The sequence below is a fragment of the Brumicola pallidula DSM 14239 = ACAM 615 genome, from assembly GCF_000428905.1.
Lineage (GTDB): Bacteria > Pseudomonadota > Gammaproteobacteria > Enterobacterales > Alteromonadaceae > Glaciecola > Glaciecola pallidula.
On record NZ_KE386816.1, the window covers coordinates 184,950 to 197,473 of the forward strand.

13 protein-coding genes are annotated in these 12,524 nt (G+C 36.8%); 8 read left to right on the plus strand and 5 right to left on the minus strand.

The window, feature by feature from the left end; all coding sequences use genetic code 11:
* Complete coding sequence (locus G399_RS0117060; RefSeq protein ID WP_006009659.1) at positions 1-654, minus strand: TnsA endonuclease N-terminal domain-containing protein; 654 nt, start codon at positions 652-654, stop codon at positions 1-3.
* Between the two features lie 445 nt (positions 655-1,099).
* On the opposite strand from G399_RS0117060, the gene G399_RS0117065 reads away from it, so the two are divergent.
* Positions 1,100-1,564, plus strand: coding sequence for a helix-turn-helix domain-containing protein (locus tag G399_RS0117065; protein WP_006009660.1), 465 nt, complete (start codon positions 1,100-1,102; stop codon positions 1,562-1,564).
* A 418-nt stretch (positions 1,565-1,982) separates the two neighbouring features.
* Here the strand turns inward: G399_RS0117065 and G399_RS0117070 are convergent, their stop codons facing one another.
* Positions 1,983-2,345, minus strand: coding sequence for an antitoxin Xre/MbcA/ParS toxin-binding domain-containing protein (locus tag G399_RS0117070; protein ID WP_026843837.1), 363 nt, complete (start codon positions 2,343-2,345; stop codon positions 1,983-1,985).
* A gap of 404 nt (positions 2,346-2,749) precedes the next feature.
* On the opposite strand from G399_RS0117070, the gene G399_RS20980 reads away from it, so the two are divergent.
* Positions 2,750-3,601, plus strand: a complete 852-nt coding sequence (locus tag G399_RS20980; protein ID WP_006009663.1) for an OST-HTH/LOTUS domain-containing protein — start codon at positions 2,750-2,752, stop codon at positions 3,599-3,601.
* 474 nt (positions 3,602-4,075) lie between these two features.
* Here the strand turns inward: G399_RS20980 and G399_RS0117085 are convergent, their stop codons facing one another.
* From G399_RS0117085 to G399_RS0117095, 3 genes are all read right to left on the minus strand, one after another.
* Positions 4,076-4,276, minus strand: a complete 201-nt coding sequence (locus G399_RS0117085) for a hypothetical protein (RefSeq protein WP_006009664.1) — start codon at positions 4,274-4,276, stop codon at positions 4,076-4,078.
* A 90-nt stretch (positions 4,277-4,366) separates the two neighbouring features.
* On the minus strand, positions 4,367-4,732 hold the full coding sequence (locus tag G399_RS20985) for an antitoxin Xre/MbcA/ParS toxin-binding domain-containing protein (RefSeq protein WP_006009665.1): 366 nt from the start codon (positions 4,730-4,732) through the stop codon (positions 4,367-4,369).
* A gap of 301 nt (positions 4,733-5,033) precedes the next feature.
* Positions 5,034-5,321 (minus strand): hypothetical protein, encoded by a 288-nt coding sequence (locus G399_RS0117095; protein ID WP_211229868.1) that lies wholly within the window; start codon positions 5,319-5,321, stop codon positions 5,034-5,036.
* Between the two features lie 518 nt (positions 5,322-5,839).
* Here G399_RS0117095 and G399_RS0117105 point away from each other — a divergent pair.
* From G399_RS0117105 to G399_RS0117130, 6 genes are all read left to right on the plus strand, one after another.
* The gene (locus G399_RS0117105; protein ID WP_006009669.1) at positions 5,840-6,550 is read left to right on the plus strand and encodes a hypothetical protein; all 711 of its coding nucleotides are present in this window, start codon (positions 5,840-5,842) and stop codon (positions 6,548-6,550) included.
* Between the two features lie 85 nt (positions 6,551-6,635).
* The gene (locus G399_RS22640) at positions 6,636-7,544 is read left to right on the plus strand and encodes a toll/interleukin-1 receptor domain-containing protein (RefSeq protein ID WP_026843839.1); all 909 of its coding nucleotides are present in this window, start codon (positions 6,636-6,638) and stop codon (positions 7,542-7,544) included.
* Between the two features lie 477 nt (positions 7,545-8,021).
* The gene (locus G399_RS23025; protein ID WP_369403278.1) at positions 8,022-8,225 is read left to right on the plus strand and encodes a hypothetical protein; all 204 of its coding nucleotides are present in this window, start codon (positions 8,022-8,024) and stop codon (positions 8,223-8,225) included.
* Entirely contained in the window at positions 8,179-8,724 is a 546-nt protein-coding gene (locus tag G399_RS0117120) for a restriction endonuclease subunit S domain-containing protein (protein WP_006009672.1), read from the plus strand. The genes G399_RS23025 and G399_RS0117120 overlap by 47 nt, the downstream gene beginning before the upstream one ends.
* A 100-nt stretch (positions 8,725-8,824) precedes the next feature.
* A complete protein-coding gene (locus tag G399_RS0117125) occupies positions 8,825-11,272 on the plus strand; it encodes a type I restriction-modification system subunit M (protein ID WP_006009673.1) in 2,448 nt (815 codons plus the stop codon).
* A 1-nt stretch (position 11,273) separates the two neighbouring features.
* Positions 11,274-12,524: a restriction endonuclease subunit S gene (locus G399_RS0117130; RefSeq protein ID WP_006009674.1), complete on the plus strand. Its 1,251-nt coding sequence runs from the start codon at positions 11,274-11,276 to the stop codon at positions 12,522-12,524.

The window sequence follows — 12,524 nt, forward strand, 5'->3', positions numbered from 1 at the left end:
CTATACGATATTTTTTGTTAAAACGGTTGAGCGGTTGACTGTCATGGTTAGATCACATAGCAAATATTGCCTATATATTAGGTAATGCAGACTGTGTGCTTGTATACACAATGCCTCTAGCACGCTAATAGCATCTGAGTAGCTAATAGTTTGCGGTAGGAGCTTAATAGCAACATTTAATTCGTGAGACATCGGGTCAACATGGATAGCAGACCTCTTAAGCTGTTCGAGATTAAATATTACTTGTTTTGAGGGGATGTCCTTGTCAGTGAACACTTCAAATTCATAGCCGTGACGATTGAATGCCCGTTCAACGCACTTGTACTTGAGTTGCTGCTCCTGATATTTGCCCCATGGTTTTACTTCAAAATACGTGACAACCTTTTGTCCATTTTTATCAATATGATGCATCGCGCCATCCGGCGTGTAGGCGCGTCCATCATTTGGGTGGTAATTCACTATTGAAAGAGGTTGGCTTTCCATCTTAAGGATGTTTTCCTTATAATTTAAATATAGGAAAGCACTCGCTTCAAGGTTAGATTCGGTCCAAATTGCTTTTTCTTGACCGAGCACTTTCATAACCGATGACTCAGTGAAACCACTGAATCTAGCAAGCTTCTTTCTATTATGGTTTTTAACGTATACATTGTTCATTTATGACCTCCAAAAGTTTTGATTTTTGGCGCTATAAAACTGCGTTTGCACTTTATTAATATTCGTGTGATTAATTCTCTTTGTCATTTTGATTCCTAAAATTGTAAATGGAGATCAAATCGTAAAGCTTAAAAAAGCCTAGGCAAGAAAACGGACATTTATTTTTTCTAGTTATCAAGAGTATTTTGGTGGTTTTTCTATCTTTTTTGTGTAATTAGTTATAAAAGAACTTTAATAGTTAACATGATAAGATATAAATTTTAAAATAAAGCTATATATAACATTTGGTTATGCTTTTATTGATACGGTTATTACTCGATCATATTATGGTAACTATTGAGGCTGAATTAATTTGAATTATTTTTGGCTAGTCAAAGAAATATCTAGATTTACGAATGAAATTAGATTATGCTCTTATAATTGTAAAGCAAATACATTACAAATAATGAATATTGGACAATTTATCCAGCAACAGCGAAAGCGAAAACAGGCAGAGAAGGGTTTTGGAAGTTTCACGCAAAGTACTATGGCTAGGAAACTCGGTTGCTCAAGAACCTATTTTGCTTGTATTGAATGCGGTTCACAGGAGCCTACCAAAGATATTTTGGTCAAAATAGCCAATGAGCTGGGTGTCGATATTGACCTAATGCTGGTGCAGGGAGGGTTGATCCCCGCGAGCTGGTCGCAAACTTTTCAAAATAATCCTAAGATACTTGAAGCTTTGTTTCCTATGCTAAACGGAAGCGGGTTACAACCTGAGCTAATAGACACCATCAAAAACTTGTCTCCCTGCCTCAAGGAAGGTGAATTATACCCTGAGTTTTACGATATCATCGGATGCTTATTACGCGTCGATAAGCGAAGGACCTTGGGCGAATTGAAAGGTTACATCGAGGATATATTGGGCTGATTATTTTAAAACACTATTAAGCGTGGTTAGAGCAGGTTCGCCTGATAATGTGAGCATTATGTCGGTAATGCGGACGTTTGAAGTGTGGTAGTGGGTTTGAGCTAGTATTATCAGCACCGGAAATAGAAGGTCTAATCACCGGGTGACCTTCGAGGAATTAGAATATCAAGCAATGTCATTATGGTGAGCTTAGAGGCGGCTAAGACGAAATGTTAAGGCCTCTAGCGCTTTGATTACTTGAACACTCCAATTTTCAACAAACCATAAATATACTTTGCACCTTATATTTCGGGGCATGGTGAATTAGCATATTTTATGTATTTCATTAAATCGTTGCTGATCTCCTATATAACTCTTGGATAGGATAAACTTGCTAGCAGCCTCTCGTCTTTATCTTTCGATAAATTTTCGGTAATCATTAGCATTGCGATAAAAGGTATTCACAAACTTCTTCCATTCCTCTTTTGCCGTTTTGATGCATATATTCAACCGCAGTTAAATCACCAAGCCTGCTATTTTTCCGATCAACCCAAGAATTTGCTTGGGTGCTGTTCGCAAAAATAGCATGCAAAGACCTATGAATTTTCATTAAAAAAGAAATCCGCTCTAGCATATCTTTCGTTAGTTCAGGGGACTCCTCCGCTATCAACTTCTCAAATTCACTAGTGTCGCGTAAGGCCAATAGCTTCGTCTGAGAATCAATCGGCTGTGACCAAGCATCCGTAATACTATTGAAAACCTTAAGGCCGACAGTATCTATTTGTGATTTTGAGTGTTCCATTATTTCCCGTTCTCTAATCGAAGTGATTTTTTCTTTACTAATAAATAGAACAACATATTAACGAAAATACTAGTTTAAATTCCCTAAAAGGTCAAAATTAGAACAGAGCTATTCAAGCTATGAAAACTGTTGGAAACCTAATTAGTCAGAATCTCAATATGGGTATATTGGGGCTAGCTATCGTCATTATCAAGAAACTATTACAAGGTTTAAAAAGTAAGGTGAAAACGAGATTGTGAACTTTTGATAATCACCATCGATGCCGTTAGGCTTTGTTTGCCATCTTAGGTTTTTGTCTTGAGTGTATTAAGACAGGCAAAAACTTTGTATCCTCATACCACTGCATCGCAATGCAAGCGTCGATGGGAAAACACTTAACAATCGCTAGACATATTGGAGAAACCATGTCGTTAGAAGAATCTGTTAATGAAGTATTGAGGAAGATTGGCAGAAATATGATGCTGTTTCAGCACCTCGAACATTTATTAAAGTATGTTGTTGCCAATGGGAAATTCTCAGGCTTCAAAAGTGAGTTAGAGGATATTAAAGTTAAGCAAGCCGCTACTATTAATTCACAAACGATGGGACAGCTGGTCGGACAGTATATTGAGACTACTCACTCGATAAGTGAAGCACGCGAAGATGAGCTTCAAGACGGTGACGAAACATATTTTTCTTTTAGTTTTAGCTTTGAATCTGACGCAGTTTATTATGAAACTAAAAAAGCAGACTTGGCTAACTTGGTGTCTGAGAGAAATGAACTGGTTCATCATTTGCTCCCTAGCTTTAATACCGATTCAGTTGCAAGCTGCGAGGCACTTGGAAACAAGCTTGAAAAACAAAGCAAAAGGATACGCCAAGAAATTGAAGAAATAAGAGCGATAGCAATGGCCCTCAATGAAGGAAGAAAAGAGCTTTCTGATTTTCTAGTTTCTGAGGAGGGTAAAAAGCAAATTACCATATCTTTTCTGAGGCAAAGTCGCTTAGTCATTTTGTTGGGCGACATTGCAAGTCAAATGGCAAGAGAAGATGGCTGGACTCTAATGGGCAAAGCTGGTCTTCTACTCAGAGAGCATGCACCAGAGGAGATTGCGCAATTGAAAGAAAGGTATGGGCACAAAACATTAAGGAGCCTTATTCTTGCAACTGAGATATTTGATATATTTGAAGAGAGTACTGAAAAAGGTGCTAGGGTTTTATATCGGCTGAAAGCAGGTTGGGCGTTATCGCATACTGAACATGGGGAAGATAGTTGAATAATATCTTTTACTACTATAAAGCCGTTAGGAAGTTATATCCTCAGTGTTGAATTGTACTCCAATATGATCCACTTCCCCTTTTGTTTTGCATCCAATACTGGACCACTAATTTAGTGGTAATAGCTTCTGGATATGAGCGTTATAGAAGGGTTTTGTGGCTTAAGTGTTCAATGCAAGCGTGGGTCAATACATTTTGCAAATCAACACTGCTGTTGCTGGTGACAAAAATTTACTCGGTATTGTCAATCAGAATGTAAAATAGAATAAAAACTCGAGGGCAAAAATTATCTTACGTCATAGTGACATCTTATTTCAGGTTGCACCTCAACTCTGGCAGTCATATTTTTTAAGCTTTTGTCTGCCCTAAAACCCTTTCTGCGCTTTTGGTTTGTTCAAATATGACCAAGCTGCTTTTGTCATCAAGGCGAGGCGGCTTGCTAATGAGACTGTTTCATATTGATGTGGAATATTTTACGGTGTTTCCTGTGATTCCCATATCGAATCTTGTAACTCTTGTGATAAGTAAATTAATTGATTGATTAAACTAGCTATCTGGAGGTCCGAATCCTCATGGCCTTCCCTTTTTTGTCTATTGCCCAATTGTATTGCGGTATCTTCCAGTTCATTTGTTAATTGGTAAATTTTTTTGGATTTAACGCAGTCTATTTTCATTTTGATGTCCTCACATTGGCTAAGCATCATCATATGATTTCACTAGAGTTATAACTGTACTTGAGTATAGATTTAATCGATTAGCCTTTGTTAATGACAATATGAGTGCAGATACTTACAAACTTTCTCTAATCCCTCAGTGCCATTTAATTGGATGTATTCTGAGGCAGTTAAATCATTAAACTCGGTGTTTGCTCTATTTACCCATCCGTCGGCTTGCTCTTCTTGACTGAAAATTGTGCGCAGATATTTGTGTATCTTCATCAGATAAGAAATCCGAACTAAACTTTCTTCAGAAATATCTGTTAATTCATTATTAGCAAGTTTTTCAAAAGTATCTAAGTCTGTTATCCCTAGTAGCTTCATCTGAGCAACTTGTGGTTGCGCCCAAGCGTTCATGATATAAAAAAATAAGTTCAGTCCAACTCTCGAAGTGTCGGTGTTTGCTTGTGGCATTTCTCCGCTCCTAATTAAGCAACCGTTCCCTAATTATCTATAGTTTAATTCTCTTTGCAATACCTTTGACCACAATGAACTTGATTACAAAATATTTGGAATCAAAAATTCTGTCAATGGCCATCGGACTCAACAATCAAAATACGGTGGTCTGCTGTGCATCTCTTTTGCAATCAATGACTTTTGTTTGCAAAGAACACGGAGCTTCTTGGCGTTGGTTGGTTTATTTTAGTTGCGCTGAAGTATTGCAGCCAGCGAGAATTTGTCCCAACGAACGTCGCGAATGAACTAAAGCGGTTTGTTATGTTTTATCTACTTCAACACATTTAAATTCAAGTGTGGCGCTAGCAGATTGCGCTAAACCAGCGTCACGCAACTCTAAGTTGATAGTTTCAACTTCCTTATTCTGTTTTTGGCAAAAGGTATTAGCCTCTTTGTAAGCTTCAGCTTTTTCTTCAGCAGCATTAACGAAACCTACTTTTGCACTTTTAACAGATACCATATATTTATCCTTTTCCATTTTTATAACACCAGTATTACTGCAAGCGCTTAGAATAAGAATAATAGCCATGAGAACTATTGATTTCACAAACTATCCTCAATATTTACCAAGTCGATATTTCAAATTTAAAACTACCTTAAACTTTAAGTTATGGCAAGCCAACGAAACAAATTTGCTCAATCCCGTTAGTCAGCTAATTGGCAGGTCAGTGACCCGTTTCAGACAGTCAGCCTAAACTGTTTAACGGACTGCTCTACTCACATGGACTATCGGCAGGTGTCGCTGGGGCTTCAATTTTTAACGCGGGCTTTGGCACAAATCAGACGTTAGCTTCAGAATCAACAGTCATTAAATATTGAATTATATCGATTTAAACATCACTATTTCTAACCCTGCTTAATTGGTATAAATACTCCCTCAATTTGAAACGGGTCATTACTAAGAAGTCACGGTAACAATTCAAGTGACGGGAATGTTTAGTGCTCAAATAACTTTCTAAATCTATGATTCTATGTAAAATTAGGTTTCTAAATATAGGGGGAGATCTAGGAATTACTGAGGCTCCTGTAATAATAGGCAGTTTTACATTAAAGGAATAATCAAAAATGTCAGATGAAAATAAAGAACTATCTTTAAAAAATGAAGGCAAGAACATCTCCTCACCAGTGGAGCATATTCTAAATATTCTTAAAGCTGGATTATCAACAACACCTTTCTGTGGTGGTATAGCTTCACTGTTGAGTGACTACATCCCATCAACAAAGCAAAAAAGAATCGAAACATTTACCGAGCTAGTAGCATCTGACCTTGAAAAACTACAAAAAAAAGTAGATGAAAAACTGATTCAAACAGATGATTTTGCATTCATATTTGAAAAGTGTTTTAGAGGTGCCGCTGAAAATTATCAAAAAGAAAAATTTGATTCATTTAGAGGCATACTTATTAATTCTGCCGTTGGAAGCAACGTTAAAGAAGAAGAAAAAGAATACTATTTAAATCTTGTTAATACGCTTTCCGCGCTACACATTAAAATATTAAAATTTATGGCAATGCCAACAGAATATCTTGAGAATGAAGGAATTCCACAAGAGAATATTCGTGGTGGCTTTTCAGATTTTTTTCCTATAGCTATCCATGGCGTTAATATTGAAGTTATGAAATCTGCTTTTGGTGACCTACATCAGTATGGTTTTATAAATACTGATAAATCTATCTTCACTACAATGTCTTCAGATAAAGGCTTAGTATTGCTAGGTGGTCGCGTATCCGTACTAGGTATGCAATTTATCAAATTTTGTACGGTGCCTAATGAATAAAATGTTTAACAAGGCGCTTCGCTCTGTATTACTGGTCAACTGAGCTTAAGCGTTATGCCATATTTTAATAGACAATGGAGAAAGAGTGTTGATTTCAACAATTTCAAGCTCAATAACTAGATTACAAAAGGAAGTCGCTGATCTTTATCACAAGATCAGTCTGGAAGCCAAAAAAGAGTCCGATTGTGGCAGTAAAATTGGTCAAATCGAGAGAAGCATTACAAAAAGCACTAGTCTTAATGTTTTAAAAAGTAAAAGTGCAGAAATTCAAAGAAAACGAGCAGAGATTGCTAAGATTCAGGTTAAAAAAGCAGATCTCCATAAAAAGCTATCTGACAGGGAAGGAAAGCTGCTGAAGTTCAAGCAAGATTTGCTAAAAGAAGAAGAGAAAGAGCGTAAGAAGCAAGCTACCATAGATGATAGAGAGCAAAAAAAACTAACTGAATTAGAAAAAAAACAACAGAGAGTTCAGTTAACATATCAACGTCAATTGCAAGCTGAGATTAAGAAAACCGCCAACATGGTAGCTTCTGTTGAAAATTCCGTAAACATGTCACCGTTAGTGTCAAACGATGTTGAATTTGACTTATTTATTTCGCATGCATCAGAGGATAAAGATGAGTTCGTTAGACCCCTAGCTGAAACACTTGAAAATATTGGTGTAAAAGTTTGGTACGACGAATTCACCCTGAAAGTCGGTGATAGCTTGAGAAAGAGTATTGATCAGGGGTTGGTTAAATCTAGATTTGGCACCGTTATTTTGTCTTCTACATTTTGCTCCAAAAACTGGACACAATATGAACTTGATTCGATGGTCGCTAGAGAAATGAATGGGCATAAAATGATATTGCCCATCTGGCATAAAATTACAAAGGACGAAGTTATGAATTTCAGTCCAGCACTAGCGGACAAGGTCGCGTTGAATACATCATTACAGAGTATTGAAGAAATCGCCGGTGAGCTTGCTGAAGTCATTTTGAGCGCAAAGGCATAACGAGCACATATTGTTGGACTGACTGTTCAATTGCGCACCTATGTGATCCACTTAGCACTTTGTTTTGCATCTAATACTGTACCACTTTTTTAGGATGAGAGCCTCTGTGTTAATTTGTACTTTAAAATGACCCACTATTGCATCGAATATTGAACCACAGAAATAGTACACAAATTGCTGTTCTATCAACATTTTCGACTTTTCATGTAGTTCATTAAAACCTACAAACGGTTTCTTAAAGTGGGTCAAATTTGAATGCAAGTCAACAAAGATGCTTAACGACCCTATCCCTTTAGCGTAAAGTAGAGTTAAATTGGAGGTGAAAAGTACAAGCTTTGTAACATACTAGCAAAAGGATGAGCAAAATATGAGTGAACCGACTCCTGACAACTACGAATTCGATGCCGCAGAAAAAGCTGAAAAATATTATTTATTGATGCATCTGGTGAAGAATTTATAAAACGAAAAGGTATAAAAATAAGTTTAGATAATGCTAATAAAATCCTCAATCTTCATAATAATCCTGCATTTGAAAATGAGTTATCTATAGAAGTTTCGCCAAGTGTTATCGAAAAAAATGATTTTAACCTCCTTCCATCTCGTTACGTTCTGTCGCCTGAGAAAAAGCATTTAAATGACTTTTATCGGAGCACCAAACAAAAAGTTAGAGGCTATTGCTGAGCTGATTTTACCGCAGGCGATAAAAGATGAAGTGGCTGGCGAAGTTGTATTTCATGAATTTGGGGTGAGTCATGTAAATGATATTGGCGAACTAATTGGTGAAGGTAAGAAAGTATTAACTAGCTCCCAGATAAGTCGTGCAAATAAACAATTGCTCCAAACTAATGACATTTTAATCGTAAATAAAGTTTCAGTTGGAAAAATTGCTCTCGTTGAAAGTCCATTACCAACAAACGCGATGCCTAGCCAAGCATTTACAATTGTGTATATTCATAAACATGTCATCAATATTAGCCCTGTTTCGTTGTTTCAATATTTATTGTCACCACTGGGTCAGGCGCAACTAAAAGCACTTTCTACAGGCGACGCGGTAATTATGATTGGAAACACGGATTTAAGGTTTATACAGATACCTGTGTTTAGTGAAGAACAAGCAAAAAAAGCGCAACAAATTAGAAACAGCGTTAAAAACTTAAATAACGAGCTGTTTGAAATATAAAAATTAACCAGTTAGATCAATCAAATTGGATTAACAAAGCAAATTATTATTGTTAAAGTAAGCCACAGAATGGACTTGCCGCAATTAAGGAATATCCTCAATGGATCACAGCGTACATAACAAACTTATCTCTTTTATCTGGACAATTGCCGACGACTGCCTGCGTGACGTATACGTACGAGGTAAATACCGTGACGTTATCTTACCCATGGTAGTACTTCGCAGATTAGACACATTACTTGAACCAACCAAAGAGGCAGTATTAGAAGAAGTTCGCTATCAAAAAGAAGAAATGGAATCTACTGAACTTGACGATGCGCCAATTATTGCTGAATCAGGCTACGTGTTTTACAACACATCAAAATGGACATTGAAAAGCTTATTTGTTACTGCCACAAACAACCAACAAATACTATTAGCCAATGTTGAAGACTATCTAAACGGCTTTAGTGCGAACGTTAAAGAAATCATCGAGTGCTTTAATCTTAAAGCCCAAGTTCGCCACATGGCAGGTAAAGACATATTACTTGATGTAGTAGAAAAATTTGTCTCACCATATATCAATCTAACCCCACACGACAAAGAAGATCCAGACGGTAACAAACAACCAGCCCTAACTAACTTAGGTATGGGTTATGTGTTTGAAGAATTGATCCGTAAATTTAACGAAGATAACAACGAAGAGGCGGGTGAGCATTTTACCCCACGTGAGGTTATCGAACTAATGATCCACTTAGTGTTTGACCCAATCAAAGCTAACTTACCCGACCCGTTGACTATTTACGATTCAGCATGCGGTAGCGGTGGCATGTTAACCGAAGCACAAAACTTCATTGAAGAAAAATTCCCTATAGAAAACGGTAAGCGTGATATTTATCTATATGGTAAAGAGATCAATGACGAGACTTACGCCATCTGTAAATCAGACATGATGATCAAAGGAAATGACCCTGAAAACATCAAAATGGGTTCCACACTTTCAACAGATGAATTTGCTGGTAAACGGTTTGATTTTGGATTTCAAAATCCACCATATGGCAAAAGCTGGGCTAGTGAACAAAAGAATATTAAAGATGGCGCAGACGTTATCGACTCACGTTTTATTGTTGAACTAGCTGACTATTGGGGTAACAAATCGAATGTTGATGCCACCCCTCGCTCTAGTGATGGTCAATTACTATTTTTAATGGAAATGGTAAGTAAAATGAAGCCAACTGACATTAGTCCGTTAGGCTCACACATTGCTTCAGTTCATAATGGTTCAAGCTTATTTGCGGGGGATGCTGGCTCAGGTGAAAGTAACATTCGTAGATACATTATCGAAAATGACATGCTTGACGCTGTTGTTCAATTACCCAATAACCTGTTCTACAACACGGGCATTACCACTTACATTTGGTTATTGAATAATAACAAACCAGAACTCCGCCAAGGCAAAGTTCAGCTAATTGATGCCAGTTTGTTATTTAAAAAATTGCGTAAAAACTTAGGTAATAAAAACTGTGAATTTACCCCAGAACATATTTCAGACATCACCCAAGCTTATTTACATTCAAAAAATGTTGAACGCCAGATAACAGAAACTGGCGACACTACAGGGATCGCCACGCAAATATTTAACAACGATGATTTTGGTTATTACAAAGTCAACATTGAACGACCAGACAGACGCAAAGCACAATTTAGAGCTGAGTTAATTGCACCACTTCGTTTTGATAAAGCCTTACGTGAGTCAATGGAACACATCTACAGTGTACATGGTGATTCGGTCTATGATGCAGGATATTTGAAAGCTAACGACTCAGCCATTTACAGTTGGTGTGAAGATAACGACATTAACCTAAATGTCAAAACAAAAACTAAATTACTTGATACCAAAATGTGGTTAAAACTGCTTAATGTTTACCACATGGCTGAAGTATTATTGGAAGTGTTTGGCAACAAAGAATATGAAGACTTCAATAAATTTAAAGTTGACGTTGACCTCACAATCAAAAAATACTTGGATGATAAAAAACGTCAAAAACAAGAAGCCATTAAAATAACACCTGCCGAGAAGAAAACCATTTTAGATGTTGTAAGTTGGTACGATGAACATGCAGTAAAGGTGATTAAAAAGGTTGTTAAGTATAAACAAGAAAAGCTCAATGAATTGTTACATCACTTAGATTGCAAGCAAGATGATTTAGCCGACTTTGGTTACTTCCCAACTGGTAGTAAAAATGAGTTTACCGTATTTGAGACAAACTCAGACTTACGTGACGCTGAGTCTGTACCACTAACTTATAACCTTAATAACTACTCTACCAATTGTGAAATACATCAATATTTCCTTGATGAAGTTCAACCACATGTTAGCGAAGCTTGGATAAATCTCGACAGCACTAAAATTGGTTATGAGATAAATTTCAATAAATACTTCTATCAATACCAAGCGCTAAGATCAATGGGTGATGTGGCAAATGATATTATTAGTCTTGAGCAAAAAGCAGAAGGGTTAATCGCTGATATCTTGGGTGTTGACTTAACCCAAGTACAAGGAGAGTAAGATGGCTAAGTTAGCAAAAATATCCAAATACGAATCATATAACGACTCTGGAATTGATTGGCTAGGTGATATTCCAGTAAATTGGGAGCTTAGTAAATTCAAGTTTTGTTTTACGTCATCAAATGCTGGAGAAGTTATCGATAAGTCACATTGGGATCACGGTGATGAACTTCTATATACATGTAAAAGGACTCCATTTAAATCAAGCTACAAAGGTTTTTCTTTAAAAAGGAAAACTACAAATAATGACTTATTGCTAACTCGAAATGGAACGCCTTATGTTCATTACCCGAGCGAAGGTTCAATTTATAGCAATGTAGTTCAGCGAGTTAGCATAAAACAGGAACTGGATAGAAAGTTCTGTTGGTACGCTTTATCTAATTCAGCTCAATATCTCGGTGGGTATGGTGACATAATTGAGAGTTTCAATATGTCTACTTGGAATGAACTATATGTAGCAATTCCTGATATCGAGTCTCAACTTGATATATGCAAGTTTTTAGATAAAAAAACAGCACAATTAGATGAAGCAATCGTCATCAAACAGAAGCAAATTGATCTGTTAAAAGAACGCAAGCAAATCATAATTCAACAAGCCGTCACCCAAGGTTTAACCCCTGATCCTCTAATGAAAGATGCTGGTGTCGATTGGATTGGAGAAGTTCCTGAACATTGGGAAATTACAAGATTCAAAAACATATTCTTTCAAAGTCGACTTCCTGTTAGACAAGGTGATGGCGTAGTTACATCTTTCAGAGATGGTCAAGTGACTCTTCGCTCTAATCGAAGGCTAACAGGTTTTACAGAAGCGATAATTGAAGGTGGTTATCAAGGAATTCGTAAAGGGCAGCTTGTATTAAATTCAATGGATGCTTTCGAAGGTGCAATTGGTGTGTCGGACTCGGATGGAAAATGTACACCTGAATATGTTATTTGCGACCCTAAAACAGAAGGTGTCTCCCAATATTATTTTGCTTATTTACTAAGGGAGATGGCTCTAGCGAAATACATTCAGGTTATTTGTAATGCAGTTAGACAAAGAGCTGTACGTATTAGATTTAACAATCTTGCTTCTCGTTTTATGGTGATTCCACCTTTGCAAGAACAAAATGAAATAGTGCAACATATCCAATCAGAATCAAAAAAAATCGATGCTGGCGTTACCCATTTGCAGTCGCAAATAGATAAATTTAAAGAATACAAAGCCACACTAATCAACAGTGCAGTCACTGGCAAAATAAAGGTGATATAA